This window comes from Clostridium zhoujianii (assembly GCF_051590805.1).
Lineage (GTDB): Bacteria > Bacillota > Clostridia > Clostridiales > Clostridiaceae > Clostridium.
Window position 1 is genome coordinate 462,596 of sequence record NZ_JBPUTF010000001.1, and the last position, 19,397, is coordinate 481,992.

Here is a 19,397-nt window from a genome sequence, read left to right on the forward strand (position 1 = left end):
ATGGGGGTGGGGGTTTGGAAAATTTAAAAAAATATATTTATGAGCAAGTAGCTAAGAAAATGCTATCTAAAGAAGATGCTAAGAGATTGCTTTTAGAAATAAAAGATAAAAATAGTGGTATTAAAGAGGAAATTGCTATTATCGGAGTATCATGTAAATTACCAGGGGCAAAAAACCCACAAGAGTATTGGGAAAATATAGAATCTGGCAAGGTGTGTATTGGGGAGTTGTCTAAACAAAGGAAGAAGGATAATGAAATATTATTCGAAGATTCTGTGATACAGTTTTTGGCAGGTAGGACAATACAAAAGGAAGAAAGAGATAAAGAATTTATTATAGCTGGTTTTCTTGAAGAAATTGATAAGTTTGATGCCGGCTTTTTTAAAATAGGCCCAAAGGAAGCTACGTATATGGATCCATATCAAAGGCTACTTTTAGAAAATGTATGGGAAACAATAGAAGATGCGGGGTATTGTAAAGAAGATATTTATGGAAGTAAAACAGGAGTTTTTATTGGTAAAGATTATACACCGATGTCTTTATATAAATTTATAACAAAAACAGATGCTATGCACCTAACAGGGTCATGGACTGGAATTTTAGCAAGTCGAATATCTTATATTTTTAATTTGCGTGGACCAAGTATGGTTATTGATACAGCATGTTCTTCTGGTTTAGTCTCTATACACAAAGCATGTGAGGCGTTAAGAACCAGTGAATGTGATATGGCTATAGCTGGAGGAATAAATTTAAATTTTACTCCAATAAAAACTATATCCACTTCATATGATATGGTAATGGTAGAGTCAGATGGAGGATCTGTTAGGCCATTTGATAGCAAAGCAAGTGGAACTGTGTGGGGAGAGGGTGTTTGTACAGTTCTTTTAAAGCCTTTAAAAAAGGCGCTAAAAGATGGTGATAATATATATGCAGTAATTAAAGGCAGTGGCATAAATAATGATGGAAAGTCAAATGGATTAACAGCTCCAAGCGTAGAAGCACAGGAGGAAGTAATAACTAGAGTATGGAGAGAGTCTAAGATTAATCCAGAAACTATATCTTATACGGAAGCACATGGTACTGGTACTTTGTTGGGAGATCCTGTAGAGATTAAGGGGTTGACCAATTCATTTAGAAGATTTACAGATAGAAAACAATTTTGTTCTATTGGTACTGTAAAACCAAGTATAGGTCATACAGTGGCTGCTTCAGGGATCGCAGGTCTTATTAAGGTAATACTTGCGATGAAAAACAAAAAGATTCCAGCAAGTTTAAATTTTGATGAACCAAATCCGTATATAAATTTTACGGAGTCTCCAGTATATGTTAATGACAAAACGAGGGAATGGGAAACTGGTGATATACCAAGGCGTGCAGGGGTTAGTTCCTTTGGATTTAGCGGGACAAATTGTTATATTTTACTTGAAGAACCAAGGGTTAGTCAAAGTGATAAAAAGTACGAGAGTTCAGTATCGAATCATATAATTACACTTTCCGGTAAAAGTAAGAGAGTGATGCGAGAACTTATAGAAAATTATCAAAAATATCTAAGTAGAGATATTAAAATTGATATAAGTGATATATGCTATACTGCAAATACTGGACGAGGACACTATAATTATAGAATAGCATTAATAGTAAAGGATATTGATGATCTTAGAAAAAAGATTGAGCTATTACTGGAAAGGGAAAGTTTTGAAGAGTATGATGATATTTTTGTAGGTAGCTTTAGTATAGTTTCAGTTAACAAAAAAAATAGAGACAATAATGAATTTACTGATATAGAAATAATGGAAAAAAGTAAAATTTTTAATAATAGCTTAAGCAAATATAATAATGAAGAAATTCTTAATGTTATAGGTGAGAATTACGTTAATGGAATTGATATTGATTGGAAGTTACTGTATAAAGATAAGAAACTAAAAAAAGTCAGTATTCCGGTATACCCATTTGAGAGAAAAAGATATTGGGCTGAGATAAAGTCTTTTAATAATATTAATAAACAAGAAAAAAGTACAGGTGTCTTAATTAACAAAAAAATGGTTGATAAACATATTATTGATACCAAAGATGAGAGAATATATACTACAGAATTAAATCCAGATAAGCATTGGGCTTTGAAAGAACACAAAATTGAGGATATATATTTACTACCAGGTACTGCATTGTTGGAAATGGTTATAGAAGCATATTATGATTTTACTGGATCCTATAATGTGAAAATAGAGAGTATGAATTTCTTAAATGCAATAGTTGTTAAGAATGATAGTGATAAGGAAGTACACATTATTTTAAAAAGAGAGGGAGACTCAGTAAGGTTTGAGGTTATAAGTAATAGTTCAGAAAGTTCTAGAGAACTTATTGGAATAGAAGTAGTACAAAATTGGGTTACACATACAGAAGGTTGTTTAGTACCAAATCAGTCCAATGAGAGTAGCATAATTAATGTTAATGAGTTAAGAAATAACTGTAATATAAATGAGATATTAGTAACACCGGAATTTTTTAATGGCACTTTAAATATGGGCAAAAGATGGATGAATGCAAAAAAAATATACCAAGGTGAAAATGAATTATTTGTTGAATTGGAAGTGCAAGATGAATTTGAGAAAGATGTAAGTGAATTTATTTTATATCCTTCAATAATGGATAATGCTTTAAATATAGTTAGTCAAGGAATTGATGAGGGAACATACTTACCATGGACATACAAAAATATGAAAATATACTCAAGGATACCAAAGAAGTGTTATAGTCATATAAAAATGCTAGATTCAACGGATATAAATTTAGGGATAATAGAATTTCAAGCAGTTATGATGGATCAGGATGGAAATAAATTGGTTGAAATTGAAAATTATAAACTAAAAAAAGTAAAAATAGAAGATTTAAAACAAAAAAACTCAAATCAAAATAATATATATCATTCAATAAAATGGGTTGGAAGTGAGATTACATCACAAGAAAAAGATTTTAATAGTGGAGATATTTTAATCATTAAGAACAAAAATAAGCCTATAATAGATGAGTTAATTGCAAAATTAAAAGGTGAAGGTAAGAATATTATAGAAGTAGAAATCTCTGAGAAATATAATAGGATATCAGATAAAGAATATACTGTGAACAACTTCGTGGATCATTTTACTTGTTTATTCAATGATTTAGAGAAATATAATATTTCTGAAATTATTCATTGTATATCAATAGATGAGATATACAATCCATATAATGTTAATGATATCGAAGCATTAATTAATAATGGAGCAATAAATTTATTTAATATAGTAAAATCTATTAATAGTTTAAAGTTTAAAAGTAAAATATCAATAACTATTATTACAAGTTATGCAAATAAGGTATTAAATGATGAACTGAATATTAATCCAATAAATGCTGCGTTATGTAGTATGGGGAATGTTATAAATAACGAATTTGATAACATTAAATGTAGAAGTATAGATATTGATAAGTATACTGAGGCTGAGGATATCTTATTAGAGTTATATAATAAAGATGAATTAAAAACAATCTCATATAGAAATAGGAAAAGATATGTAGAAGAGTTTGGTGATATTGATGTAGATAAATTATGTGAGAATAAAGTTGAATATACAGATGATGATATATTTATTGTTACAGGTGGATTAGGTGGAATTGGGTTAAAAATTAGTATGTATCTATCCTCTAAATGCAAAGCAAATATTGTATTGATAAGTAGAACAACAATGCCAGCAAAAGAGGAATGGGACAATATTTTATTAGAAAACACAAATGAAAGACTATGTGAAAAAATAAAAGTAATACGAGATATAGAAGAGAGTGGTTCTAATGTGTATTGTTATAGTGCAGATGTAACCAATATGGATCAAATTAAAAGGGTATTAGAGAATGTTAGAGGAAATATTGGTAGAAATATTAGTGGAGTAATTAATGGAGCTGGTATATCAATTGGAAATTTAATTGTAAATAAAGAAATTAATGAGTTTAAAAGTGTAGTAAATCCAAAGATAATAGGTACTTATATTATGGACAAGCTTACAGAGGATGATGATTTAAAGTTCTTTATCATGTTCTCTTCTTTAGCATCATTCTTAAGAGGTGGAGGACTGAGTGATTATGTATTTGGAAATACATTCTTAGACTTATATGCTGACTATAGAAATGCAAAGGGAAAGAAAAGTTTAACTATAAATTGGCCTGCTTGGAAAGATGTTGGAATGGCTGTTGATCAAAAAACAAATGTTGATATTGGAATATTTAAAAGTATAAACTCGTCTAAAGCAATAGAGGCATTTGACTTTATTATGAAAAAAGATGTTCCAAGAGTAATAATTTCTGAATTAGATTTTTCTAAAAAGTCTAATATAGAGGTTGACCAATTATATTTTAAGCTAAATGAAAAAATAATAAATAAACTAAATGTTGATAGAAATTATTCTAAAACCAATAAAGTAATGTTAAAAGGAAAGGATGATGGAAACTATACAGAAACAGAAAAAAGACTTGCTGAAATATGGTTAGAGATTTTAGGGGTAACTGAAGTAAGTATTTATGATAACTTTTACGATGTTGGTGGGGATTCTATACAAGCAATAAAAATAACCAATAGCATTAATATGAGTATGTCAAAAAAAATTGATATGAGTGATATTTTTAAATATATAACAATAGATGAATTAGGAAGATTTTTAGATAGTGAGTCAATAAGCGAAAATGTTTCAGTGAATAGTAGAATTAGTGAAGTTATAGACATAAATGATAGTAAAGTTAATGGAAATAGAAAAGAGTACGAGTTATCGAATGCTCAGAAAAGAATATGGTTTTTGCAAAAGCTTGATCCAAAATTATTTGCATACAACTTAGTCACTAGAATAGAATTTAATGAAAATATAAATATCGATATACTAAATAGGGCTGCAAACACCATAATTTCAAGATATGATTCATTGAGGACAATATTTATTGAGGAAAATGGAGTTCCTAAACAAAGGGTTTTAGACAGTATAGAATTCACTGTAAATGTTGTTGATATTTCGAGTAGAAACGATAAGTATACCAGGTTAGAGGAGATGATAGATGAGTATACCAAAACTAGTTTTGATTTATCTAGACCTGTTATAAAAATGTATGTATTTAAATTAGGTGAAGAGGAGAATATATTCTTTGCCAATATTCACCATATTGTTATTGATGGGTGGAGTTTTGGAATGATAATGAATGAATTAATTTACATTTATAGATCATATCAAAAGAACCTCATACCAGATTTAAAACCAATAGAAAAAACTTATTTTGATGTAGTTAATAAGGAGAATACATGGAAGAATACAGATCAGTTTAAGAAGGCAGAAGAATATTGGTTAATGAAGCTGGCTAAGCCACTACCAGAATTAAATTTACCTATAGATTATAAACGGACTGAAAAACAAACTTATAATGGTAACTTTATTAAATATAAAATGAATCTAGAAGATTCAAAAAAAGTTAAAAGATTAGCGGCTAAGTTTAATGTAACACCACATATATTATTACTTTCAATATACTTTTTTGTATTAAATAGTATTACGTTAGATAATGACATTATTGTAGGAGTACCAATATCTAATAGAGATGATAAGGAGTCAGAAAAAATTGTTGGATTGTTAACGAACTCTATTGGAATAAGAATTAACTTTTCAAATTTAACTACTTTTGAGGAGTTGGTTGATTCTGTAAAAATAAATAGCTTAGAAGGATATAAAAATAGTAAGTATCCATTTGATTTATTGGTTGAGAAAATAAATCCAGAAAGATTATTAAATAGAAGCCCAATATATTCAACTATGTTCCAGTATTTTGAGAATATACCTCAAGAGAGTAAGGGGATTAGCCAATATGAATTAAGTTTATTATGTAGAGATATTGAAAATTGCATTGAATTAAGATTAGAGTACAATACAGATTTATTTAAAATAGAGACTGCTAAAAATATCTTATCCTATATCCAAAATGCAATTATTAATATAGAACTAGAAAGTGATGTAAGGTTAGAAGAAATAAAAATTCTTTCGCAAGAAGAAAGAAGAAGTATTATTGAAGATTTTAATTCGACAAAAATCGAATATGATCACGATAAGAGTATTGGAAAAATATTCGAACAACAAGTGGAGAGAACACCAGAAAATGTTGCAGTTATTTATAAAGATTGCAGTATTAAATACAAAGAAATAAATAAAAAAGCCAATCAATTAATATCTTCATTTGAAAAGTATGGATTAAAACAAGGAGATATTATAGGGATTTTAATGGATAGAAAACCAGAAATGATAATTGCAATATTAGCTGCTTTAAAATATGGTGTTGCATATGTACCAATAGACCCAACCTATCCAATTGACAGAATAAGATACATGCTAGATGATAGCAATAGTAAATTATTATTAAGCAGCAAGGAGATTATAGATAGACTTGACATAAATAGTGATTATATAGATATACTTGATAGCACACAGTATTTTGGAAATGGTAAAAATATAAATCATGAGTTTTCCTCAGATAATTTGGCATATGTTATTTATACATCTGGATCTACAGGGAAACCTAAGGGCGTAATGATTCATCATAAGGCAGTAAATAATTTTATAAATGGTGTTTCAAAGGTAATAGATTTTTCAGAGGGAAAAAGGATATTAAATTTAACAACTATTTCATTTGATATTTTTGTATTAGAAACTTTATTACCACTTACAAAAGGAATGGGGATAGTTCTAGCAGATGAAGTAGATCAGATAGACCCAAATAGAATTTGCAATTTAATAATAAACAATAATGTTAATATGATGCAGATTACTCCTTCAAGAATGCAATTAATAATTAGTGGAAAAGGAAATTTAGAATGCTTTAAGAATATTGAGGAATTTATGGTAGGGGGAGAACCTGTTTCTGAGGAGTTACTAAAAAATTTAAAATCATTAACATTCGGGAAAATATATAATATGTATGGGCCTACTGAGACAACTGTATGGTCTACTATAAAAGATCTTACAAATTCAGAAAAAGTCACAATAGGAAATCCAATAGCTAATACTCAAATTTATATACTAGATAAAAATAATAATATTCAACCTATTGGTGTAGTTGGAGAGCTTTGTATAGGTGGACATGGATTAGCAAAGGGCTATTTAAATAATGAAATACTAACAGATGAAAAATTTGTTAATAATCCATTTATAGAAGGTGGAAAAATTTACAAAACGGGAGATTTAGCAAGGATTTTACCAGATTATGAGATAGAGTGCCTAGGAAGAATAGATTATCAAGTGAAATTAAGAGGATACAGAATAGAGTTAGGTGAGATAGAGAACCAATTAAAGAATATTGATTTAATCGAAAATTGTGTTGTAATTTTAGGAGGAAATTCTGAAGAAAGTTGTTTAGTAGCATATTATGTTTCAAATCAAGAGCAAGAAGCAATGTATTTAAGAAATAAATTGAAGAAAAGCTTACCTAATTATATGATTCCAGATGGTTTTGTTAGAGTTAAGGAATTACCATTAACACCAAATGGAAAAATTGATAAAAAAAAGCTACCACAATATAACAATAGTAAGATGATTAGTAATAATTCATATATTAAGCCAAGGTCTGCAATGGAAATTTTTTTAGCTAATATATGGAATAAAATTCTAAAAAATAAACAAATTGGAATTGATGATAATTTCTTCGATATAGGTGGAAACTCATTATTATTAGTACAAATGTTTAATAAAGTTGATAGCATATATCCAAATAAAATAGAAATTTCAGATATATTTGCTTATCCAACAATTAGAGAAATGACTAAGTTATTAGATTCTAAAGATAAAAATCAAGTTGAACAAATAGAACTAAGAAGTGTATCTTTTCCAAGTAGCTTTATCACAGATATAGAAGAAGAAAGTTCAGATGCTATTCTAGCATTTAAATTAGATGAGGATATACTTTATAATTTACAATCGATATCTAAAAAGTATTATATAAAAACTCAGTCATTAATGTTGGGTGCGTATATATACTTAATCTCAGAAGTTATAGGTGAGAATAAGATTTATATACAAACAATATTAGGAGAAAGCTCAGAAATATCATTATTGAGTATTGACATAAAATCTGCGGATACATTCTTAGAGTATTTCAGGTATATAGAAGAATATATGGAAGATAAAGAGTTAGATAAATATCCTCTGGAAGATGTTAGGAGAGGTAGTGATGATACAAAAACAAGTATTAGATTACTATTTACAAATAACAATGAGTTGGATTATGAGAAGTTTGATATCTTCGATTTAATTATATTGCTTAGAGATAAGAATGATATGAGTGAGGCAGAATTTTATTATAATTCCCAGAAAATCAAAAAAGATAAAGTAGAAGTATTAATTTATGCGTATATAAAAGTAATAAAAAGAATTATAGAGAGGATGATATAAAATGAAAAAAGTTTCGTTAGTATTTCCAGGTCAAGGATCACAATATATAGGAATGGGAAAGGATATATGCTTAAATAGTTCAAAAGCAAAAGAAGTATTCAGAGAAGCAAATGAGGTATTGGGATTTAATATGGAACAACTTTGCTTTGAAGGAGATATAAATAAATTAACGTTGACTGAAAATACACAGCCAGCAATATTAACAGTAAGTGTAGCAATGTATAAAGATTTAGAGGAGAGGATTGGAATAAAACCAAGTTTCCTAGCAGGTCATAGTTTAGGAGAAATAACTGCATTATGCATTTCAGGAGCAATAAAATTTAAAGATGCGGTACAGATAGCTAGAAATAGGGGGAAGTTTATGCAAGAAGCTGCAACTATGGGAGTAGGGGGCATGTGTGCAATAACAGGGGTATCTAAGGAAGTGATAGAAGAAATATGTATAAAAGTATCGTCAATAGATAATGTTGTTGTTATATCTAATTACAATTCACCCAAACAAATAGTTATATCAGGTCATAAAGAAGCTGTTGAGAGAGCGCGTGAAAAGCTAAATAATATAGGGGCAACGGTGGTACCATTAAAAGTAAGTGCTCCATTTCATAGCCCATTAATGAAGGATGCAGCTATAGCATTAAGGGAAGAGTTAAGTAAATATAAATTTAATGATTTCTCAATACCGGTATTATCAAATGTTGATGCTAGACCATATGAAGATAAAAATAGTATTATTGATAATTTAACAAAACAATTAGTTAGTCCAGTACAGTGGGTAAAGACTTTTGAGTTTTTAGATAGAGAGAATATGGATTACATTATAGAAGTTGGTCCTAATAAGGTACTCAGAAATTTAACAAAAGATAATAGCTCCCAAATTACAGCTTATTCTTATGATAATGAAGTTGATAGAGTAGAATTAGAGAAAGTTTTAGGCGTGGGAAAGAAGATGGATAACGAAATAAAAAAGGTTAGAGGAACAGTTGTTACAAGGTGTATGGCAGTTGCTGTATGCACAAAAAATAGTAATTGGGATAATGAAGAATATAGAAGAGGGGTAATTATGCCCTATAAGAAAATTCAAGAAATGCAAATGGCTATTGAGGGTGGTGGAAATAAGCCAACACTAGAGCAGATGTATGAGGCTCTTAATATGTTGAAGTCCGTATTTAACACAAAAGGAACACCAATTAGCGAACAGATTGAAAGATTTAATCAAATATTTGACGAGACAGAAACTAGAGAATTGTTATCAGATTTTAAAATACCAAGTATGTAGTTTATGTATAAATCTTGATACGGGGGTGTAATATGATAGAAAAATTAGTTGATTTTGGTGACTTATTTACGGATGACACAGCTATAAAAGAAAAGTTTGATATAAAAACAACTTCAAAAAAGGATATTGCTATTATTGGGGCAAATGGTAGATTCGCAGATGCAAATAACTTGGAGGAGTATTGGGAAATATTAAGTTCAGGGAAATGTTGTATAACAACTTTCCCTGAAAATAGGGCAAATGAAATAAGAAACTATATGGATGAGTTTAAAAAAATGGGTCTTTCTAAAGATGAAATTGATTTTATTGAGGGTGGTTTTCTTACTGATATAGATAAATTTGATTGTGATTTTTTTAATATTTCACAAAGAGAAGCAGATTTAATGGATCCAAATCAAAGACTATTTTTGCAATCAACATGGAATACAATTTATGATGCGGGATATAGTACTAGTTCTTTAAAGGGAACTAAAACAGGAGTATATGTAGGATTTAGTAATGATTTTTTTGAAGATTATAAAAAGTATGTGCAAAAAGTAGATCCAGATAGTTTAGGAATTGCAACTGCTGGAAATATTAAGTCTATAATAGCTAGTAGAATTTCATATTTACTTAATTTTAAAGGACCAAGTGTTATGGTTGATACAGCATGCTCATCATCATTAGTTGCAATTCACCTAGCATGTCAAGCTATAAGAAATGGTGAATGTGAAATGGCAATCGCTGGTGGGGTAAAGGTTATATTAACTCCTGTAAAAGGAAGTGAGAATTGGGGTATTGGAATACAATCAAGTGACTATAGGGCAAAAACATTTGACAGTGAATCCGACGGAACTGGCTTAGGGGAAGGAGTTGGGACAATATTATTAAAACCATTATATAAAGCAATAAATGATGGGGATAATATTTATGCAGTAATAAAAGGAACGGCTGTAAACCAAGATGGAAATTCAGCAGGACTAACAACTCCGAATCCAAGAGCTCAGGAAGAAGTAATAGTACAAGCTTGGAAAGATGCTAAGATTGATTTAGGCACAGTATCATATATTGAAGCACATGGTACTGGAACTAAGCTTGGAGATCCTATAGAAATAAATGGAATACAAAGGGCCTTGAGAAGATATACGAATAAAAAACAATTTTGTGCAGTAGGAGCAGTTAAAACAAATATTGGACATTTAGATAGTGCGGCAGGTATCGCTGGAGTTATTAAAATAATACTGTCAATTAAGAAAAAGAAGATACCAGCATCACTACATTTCCAGTATCCAAATTTGAAGATTAATTTTGAAGATAGTCCAGTGTATGTAAATGATAAATTAAGTGATTGGAAGAGAGAAGAATCTCCTTTGAGATGTGGAATTAGTTCATTTGGATTGAGTGGGACAAATTGTCATATTGTTATTGAAGAACCAGAAGAGATAACACATAAAATAAATAAGGATATAATCAACAATCTAAATATATTAACAATTTCAGCTAAGAGTAAGGGTTCATTAATAGAACTATCTAATAATTACTATACCTACATTACAGAATTGGAAAATGAGGAGCAGTTTACTGATATATTATTTACTATTAATGTTGGTAGGGATCATTTTAATCATAGAATAGCAATTCTATTTAATTCTAAAGAAGAATTATTAGAGAAATTAGAAGTAATAAATAATTCTAATTTTATAGACTCAATAAATGATAATAAAGATATGTACTATGGAAAATTTAAAATAATAGGACATGGAAGCAAAGATATTAATAATGGAGAGATAGATCAATCAGATAAGAATTTGTTAGATAATGAATGTAGTAAATTAGTAGATGAACTTACGAATAGTAAATTTAAGTCAGAGGATCTTTGGAAGAAAATATGTAGCCTATATATAAAAGGTGCTGATGTAGAATGGAAGAGTATATATAAGGAAAAGGATAATATTAGGATTTCTATACCTACCTATTCTTTTGTTAAAAATAGATGTTGGGTAGATAAAAATATTACTGAGAAAAATAAGAATTATTTTCATCCACTATTAGAAGAAAAATTAGTTAAATCTAATAAAATTGAAATTTATAATACAAAATATAATGCTAAGGATTTTTGGGTTTTAAGTGAACATGAAGTAAATGGAAAATATGTTATTCCAGGTGCAACATATTTAGAAATTGCTAGAGCGGCATGCTCAAATTATTTCAATGAACCAATATTAGAATTAGAGGACTTTATATTTTTATCTCCATTCATGATGGATTATGAAGATGAAAAGAGTATTCATACAATAATTAAGGAAAATAATAATGAATGTGAAGTATCATTTGTGAGTAAATCTGATGATGATAATTGGATAACTCATGCAGAAGGAAGAGTAAGAGGTATTACAGATGATAATAAGAATAATGATAAATATGAAATTAATCTTCTAAAAAATAAATTTAATGAAGAAAAAGAAATAGACTATTACAATCTGCCTCCATCTTATATAAAAACTGGAGAAAGGTGGAACAACCTAAAAAAGGTTTATATAGGTGAAAATGAGGTGTTAGGGGAATTTAAAATCTCTGATCAATTAGAAAAAGATCTAAATGAGTATCCATTGCACCCAGCATTAATAGACGTGGCTATGAATGTATTAATTAGGAATGTAGGAGAGGGATTATACCTTCCATGGTCATATAAGAAGTTGAGGATTTTTAATAAATTTCCTAGGGAATATTATAGTTATATAAAAGTTAAAAATAGCAATGAAATAACTAATGAAACAGCAACTTTCGATATAGATTTAATTGATAGGGATGGAAATATATTTGTACAAGTTAAAGACTATACAGTAAAAAAAGTTCATAAAGTAAGCAATAAATTTAATAGTTCTGAAGACTTTTATAAAACATCTTGGGTAGAAAAAAATATAGAATATGTTAATAATAATGCCTTTGATAAGGAAGAAAGTATTATTATTTTAAAGTCTGAGAATGATATTAGTAATGAAATTACTAAAGAAATAGTGAAATATTCATCGAATATTATACAGGTCTCATTAGGAACTAAGTATGATAAATTATCTAATAACGAATATATAGTTACTTCTAGTGAAGAAGATTTTATACGCTTATTTAATGATGTTAAAGAAAGAAATGTTAATAAAATATTTAATTTAATGAGTCTAAAAGATAATAGAGCTATGAAAAATATAAATGAATTAGAGAAAGCATTAGATAGAGGAATTTATAGCTTATTTAATATAGCTAAAGCTTTACTTAAAAGTAAAGTTAATAATTTAGAATTAATAATAGTGGCAAATAATGGTATTTCAGTAACGGGAGAAGAGAAAATTATTAATCCGCATAATGCTAGTTTATACGGATTAGCTAAAGTAATTTCAAATGAGTACTCTAATATTAAGTGTAAAAGTGTGGATATAGATGAACTAAGTGATAATAGAAATATTATTTTTGAAGTAATAGATGATAATAAGGAACAAATAGTATCATACAGAAATAATAAAAGGTTTGTTGAAGAGTTTGATATATTTAACATTAAAGAAGTAAGTCAAAATAAGATTGATTACAAAGATAATGGAGTTTATATTATTACAGGCGGAACAGGTGGACTTGGTATAGAGATTGCAAAGAGAATATCTTTAGATAAAAAAGTAAATTTAGCCCTTATAACAAGGGGTGAATTCCCAGATAGAAAAGAGTGGCAATCAATACTAAACCAAGAGAATGATAATAAATTATATAGAAAAATAAAAGAAGTACAACTAATTGAGAAAAATGGAACAACTGTAGAGTTTTATAGTTGTGATATATCATGTTATGAAGATATGAAAGATACAATTTCCAAAATTAAAGATAATTATAGCAAGATAAATGGAGTAATACATGCAGCAGGAGTTGCAGGAGATGGATTTATTATAACAAAAGATAAAGAAAGATTTGATAAAGTAATACGCCCTAAAATACAGGGAACTTGGATAATTGATAATTTAACTCAAGATCAGGAGTTAGACTTTTTTATAGGATTTTCATCAATAAATACATTATTTGGTGTTCCTGGACAAGGTGATTATACAGCAGCAAACTCATATTTAGATTCCTATTCAGAAATGAATGCTAAAAATCGAATGAAAGTAATTAATTGGTCTGCGTGGAAGGAAACAGGAATGGCAGTTGATTATGAAATAAACAATAATGATTCAATATTTAAACCACTATCTACAAGTAACGCTATAAGATTATTTGATGAAGTAGTTGAGAGGGATATCAAGAGAGTTATAGCTGGAAATTTAAATTACGATTATATTACAACTAATATAAGTGATGCTCAAATCAATTTAAGTAATGAGATTAAAACTGAAATACAAAAAAGATTAAATATTTCAAGTAGTAAAAGTAGAGAGCGTAATACTAATAATGTAAATCACAAAATTGTTCAAATTACTGGTAAAGCTGAGGATGAGATAAATGAAATAGATAAAAAGTTAGCTGATATTTGGGGCAATGTACTTGGGAGAGATACAATTGGGGTTAATGATAGCTTTAATGAACTAGGTGGTGATTCTATTTTAGCAACTTATTTGTTACGTGCATTAGAATCTGAATTTGAAGGATATATAGATATTTCAGATATATTTACCTATTCCTCATTAGCTGCAATGTCAAAATACCTAGATGATAAAATAAACAAAAAAAACGCTATAGTAGTAGAAGAATCAGAAGAGGAAGTAATCGATGATGAAGATTTGGATTATATATTAGAACAGCTAGCAAAAGGTGAATTAGATCCTAGCCAAGTAAACAAAATCATTAGTTTAGAGGGTGATGAATAGTGGAATTTACAACAATGTATATTTATGAACAGGTTGCACAAAAGAAGTTGAGTCAGGAAAATGCTAAGAAGATGCTTAAGGAATTGAAAAAAGTAAAAAAAGTTCAAAATGATGATGTTGCTATTATTGGTATGGCGTGTAAACTACCAGGTGCAGATAATATTAATGAATTTTGGAGCAATATAGAGAATTCAATAAATTGTATTGATACTGTTCCAATAGGAAGAAGAGAGGATCAGAAATCATTACAGAAGGATTCAGTTATGAAATTCCTTACAGGAAAAACAATTCAAGAAGAAGCAGAAGGTGATGATATTTTTATTAGGGGAGGATTTTTAAAGGAGATAGATAAATTTGATGCAGATTTCTTTAATATCCCACCCAAAGAAGCAACTTTTATGGATCCATATCAAAGATTATTTTTAGAAACGGCTTGGGAATCTATTGAAGATGCTGGCTATAATAATAAAACAATTCATGGGACAAGAACCGGTGTGTTTGTAGGGAGAGATTATTCACCAACATCTCTTTATAAGTTCATTACAGAAGAAGACCAGATGCATTTAACAGGATCATGGACAGGAATTTTGGCAAGTAGAATTTCCTATTTATTTAATTTGAATGGACCAAGTATGGTAGTTGATACAGCATGTTCATCAGGATTGGTATCTGTACATTTAGCCTGTAAATCAATGAAAAATAATGAATGTGAAATGGCAATAGCCGGTGGAATAAATTTAAGTTATCAATTATTAAAAGCACTATCAGAAACTATGGATATGAGTATGGTTGAGGCAGAGGATAGTTTAGTAAAAACATTTGATAAAGATGCAAAGGGAACGGTTTGGGGGGAAGGGGTTTGTTCCTTATTGCTTAAGCCGCTAAATAAAGCAATATCAGATGGAGATAATATACATGCAGTTATTAAAGGAAGTTCAATAAATAATGATGGAACATCAAATGGAATTACTGCACCTAATGGAGAGGCGCAGGAGGATGTGATTTTAAGAACTTGGAAAGATGCCAATATTAATCCAGAAACTATAGCCTATACAGAAGCACATGGAACAGGAACTGTATTAGGTGATCCAATAGAGGTAAAAGCGTTAAAAAATTCATTTGAGAAATTTACAAATAAGAAACAGTTCTGCGCAATAGGAACGACAAAAACAAATATAGGTCATACTGTGGCAGCATCAGGTGTGGCAGGATTGATTAAGGTAGTATTATCAATGAAAAATGAAAAAATTCCTGCTATTTTGAATTTTAATGAGCCTAATCCATATATAAGTTTTTGTGATTCACCTGTATATGTAAGTGATAAAACTAAGTATTGGGAAAAGAAGGATTATCCAAGAAGAGCTGGTATAAGTTCATTTGGTTTTAGTGGAACTAACTGTTATATGGTCATAGAGGAAGCTCCAGAAAAAATAGTTCATGATGATATAAGTGGTAAAAATTATATTATAACCATATCTGCTAAGAAGAAAGAAATTTTAAAGGAATTTTTAGAGAAATATTTAAGATTTTTGGATGATGCAAAGGGGAGTATTGCAGATATATGTTATACAGCTAACGTAGGAAGAGGAGATTACAATTATAGAATGGCATTTATAGTTAATGGAATTGATGATTTTAGAACAAAGCTTCAAAAGGTGCTGCATGGTAATTTAAAAACATTAAAAGAAGATGGAATATATTATGGATATCATAAAATAATAGCCAATAATAAAAATGCTGTAGATGGGTGTGAAATTACAGAATCAGAAATAAGTAAAGAAAGTAAATTATTTAACAAAAGGATAGAAAGAGATATTCAAGATAAAGACTTTCTTGAAAGTGTTTGTGAAAGTTATGTTAAAGGCTTAAATATTGATTGGGAGTTATTTTATATAGGAAAATCTTTGAAGAAGGTTAGTGTTCCTGTATATCCTTTAGAAAGAAAAAGATTCTGGGCTAATCCAAAAGTAATGGATGATACAAAAAACAATTATTACAAAGAGATAGATCATCCTTTACTAGATAGAGTTTTATCAGATTCTATGGATAGTACTGTGTATGTAACGAATTACAGTGTTAAAAGGCAATGGATGTTAGATGAGCACAAGTTAGAAAATAATTCAGTAGCTCCTGGTGTATCATATATAGAATTAATTAGAGAAGCATGTACACAGTATTTGGGTACAGATAAATTTGAAATTGTAGATATGATGCTATTAGCTCCTTTAGTAGTTTTAAAGGATGAAATAAAAGAGGTGCAAACGGTAATAAATAGAAGTGGTGAGAAGATTTCATTTAAAGTTATAAGTAGGAATGGAGATAATACTGGTATAAAGTCCCAATGGATAATACATGCTAAAGGAGAAATAATTAAGGTTCCTTCCTTTGAAACTTCTTATTATGATATAAATGAACTATTTGAAAAATGTAATGATATCATAGAAGGTAGTGAATCTATATTTTCAGATGAAACTATATCCGGGCCATTTAGATTTGGACCAAGATATAATAATATTATTAAAATTAGAACTAACCAAGAAAAAAATAATGTATTAACTCATCTTAAATTACCAGAGAAATTTGACGAGGACTATGAAAAATATAATGTTCATCCTTCGTTATTAGACAATGCAATCAACATTCAAGTCTCTATGAATGATTTGGGCAGTATATTTTTACCATTTATATTTAAAAAAATAAAAATATATGGAAAGATGCCAAAAGAATTTTATAGTTATTCAATTATGGTTAATAGTAGTAATGAAACAATGACATACAATATATACTTGATAGATAAAGATGGCAAGATATTTATGGAACTAGAAAACTATTCTACTAAGGTTCTAAATGATAAAGAAAGATTATTAATAAAAAATAGTAGTAAAGATTCATATTCTTTATATAAAGCTAATTGGATTAATGAAGAAGTATCTAAAATAAGTTTAGAAGAAATAACTCAAAAAATCTCAGAATCTTCAATATTAATATTTAATAATAAATCACTTATTACCAAGAATATTATCAATGAATTAAAAGATCAATGTATGGAATTGATAGAAGTAGAATTTGGGAATGAGTTTAGGAAGATAGATGATTTAAGATTTGTTATAGGAAATAAAGATGAAGATTACTTAGCTCTTGCTAAGGAAATAGAAAAAAGAGAAATAAAAAGAATAATATATACGGATAATGGTTTAGATAGCTTTAAAGATATAGATTTATTTAGGGAATCGCAAGAAAGAGGTCTTATATCATTATTTATGCTAAATAAAGTATTATTTAAGAAAAAAATGACAAATAGTATCGATATATCAATAATTGGAAGAAATATTAGTGAAGTAACCGGAAAAGAAACATATGTCAATAGTGAGAACTCTACAATGCTTGGATTAGGAAAAGTAATAAATGAAGAAAATACTAATTTAAAGTGTAGAGTAATAGATATTGACGAACTTATTGATGTAAAAAAAATACTGAATAGTATATATAGTGAAAATGAACCTTATTATGTTGCGTATAGAGGTGAAAAAAGATACGTAGAGGAATACTCTAGTGTGGTAATTAGAGAAGATAATTATGAGAAGATTAAAATACAAGAAAATTCAACTTATATAATTACTGGAGGATTAGGAAGTCTAGGACTAGTTTTTGCAAGATACTTATCATCAAAAGCAAAAGTTAATATATCGTTAATTAATCGTTCAGAATTTATAGATAGAAAGAATTGGGACAAAATATTACAAGAAGGAAAAGATATTAAAAATATAAATAAAATAAAGCAAATACGAGATATAGAAAGGAATGGAAGTAAGGTATCTTGTTATTCTGCTGATATTTCAGATCAAAGAAGTATGAAAAAGGTACTTGAAAAAATAAGAAGTATCTATGGAGAAATTAATGGTGTAATACATGCAGCAGGTGTTGCAAGTGACAGCTTATTAGTATTAAAAGACACAGAAGAATTTAGGAATGTACTATCTGGAAAGGTAGAAGGAGCATTTGTTTTAGATAAGTTAACAGAAAATGATAACCTAGAATTCTTTATAAACTTCTCATCAGTTGTAACTATTTTAGGAATGCAGGGGCAAGGGGACTATACTGCCGCAAATTCATTTTTAAATTCATTTAGTAGTTATCAAAGAAAGAATGGAAAAAATTCTATAACTATAATATGGCCAGCATGGAAAGAAGTTGGGATGGCTGTAGATTATGAACTAAGTAAAGAAGGTACTCTTTTTGAGATGATAAAGACTGAAGAAGCTTTAGAAGCTTTTGAAGAAATCTTAGATAATATGTTAACGAACATTATACCAGCAAAGTTTAATTACAGCTACCTATCGCAGGTTGATAGTACTGTGAGGCCATTTAAATTATCTAAAGAGTTAGAAGTTGAAATAAACAAAAAAAGTAAAAGTATGAATGCTTTTGTTACTAATAAAAATAAAAAATCAATTGAAGAGATTAGTGTAATTGGTAAGCCAGAAGAATTGTTAAGTAATATAGAGAAAAGTTTGATTGTAATTTGGGCCTATGTGCTGGGTGTAGATGAAATAGATATCTTTGAAAGTTTTAATAATATGGGTGGAAATTCAATATTAGCAATTCAAATGATGAAGGAATTGGAAGTAGAATACCCAGGTGTTATAGATATATCAGATATATTTGTATATTCTACAATTATTGATATGGCAAATTATATTAATGAAAATATAAGTGAAAATATAAGTGAATATGAAGAAGAAACTAAAGAATCTTATGAAGATGAACTATTAGGGTTATTAGATAGCTTAGAAACAGGTGATACATCTTTAGATGAAGCTTTAGAGGTAATTAAAGATAGGAGGGAGTAGG

At 28.7% G+C, this 19,397-nt stretch carries 4 protein-coding genes; all 4 read left to right on the plus strand.

Annotated features, from left to right (window positions below):
• Positions 1–14 precede the first annotated feature (14 nt).
• From ACSYT2_RS02185 to ACSYT2_RS02200, 4 genes are read left to right on the plus strand one after another with little or no spacing between them, the layout of a single operon-like run.
• Positions 15–8,447 (plus strand): non-ribosomal peptide synthetase, encoded by an 8,433-nt coding sequence (locus ACSYT2_RS02185; protein WP_438383136.1) that lies wholly within the window; start codon positions 15–17, stop codon positions 8,445–8,447.
• Between the two features lies 1 nt (position 8,448).
• Entirely contained in the window at positions 8,449–9,723 is a 1,275-nt protein-coding gene (gene fabD, locus ACSYT2_RS02190) for an ACP S-malonyltransferase (protein ID WP_438383137.1), read from the plus strand.
• Positions 9,724–9,755: 32 nt separating this feature from the next.
• Complete coding sequence (locus ACSYT2_RS02195; protein WP_438383139.1) at positions 9,756–14,546, plus strand: SDR family NAD(P)-dependent oxidoreductase; 4,791 nt, start codon at positions 9,756–9,758, stop codon at positions 14,544–14,546.
• Positions 14,546–19,396 (plus strand): type I polyketide synthase, encoded by a 4,851-nt coding sequence (locus ACSYT2_RS02200; RefSeq protein WP_438383140.1) that lies wholly within the window; start codon positions 14,546–14,548, stop codon positions 19,394–19,396. The genes ACSYT2_RS02195 and ACSYT2_RS02200 overlap by 1 nt, the downstream gene beginning before the upstream one ends.
• The last annotated feature ends 1 nt before the right edge of the window (position 19,397 follow it).

Excerpts from the sequence above, each read along its gene's own strand:
- fabD (WP_438383137.1), top strand. The coding sequence starts at position 8,449 with ATGAAAAAAGTTTCGTTAGTATTTCCAGGTCAAGGATCACAATATATA.
- ACSYT2_RS02195 (WP_438383139.1), top strand. The coding sequence starts at position 9,756 with ATGATAGAAAAATTAGTTGATTTTGGTGACTTATTTACGGATGACACA.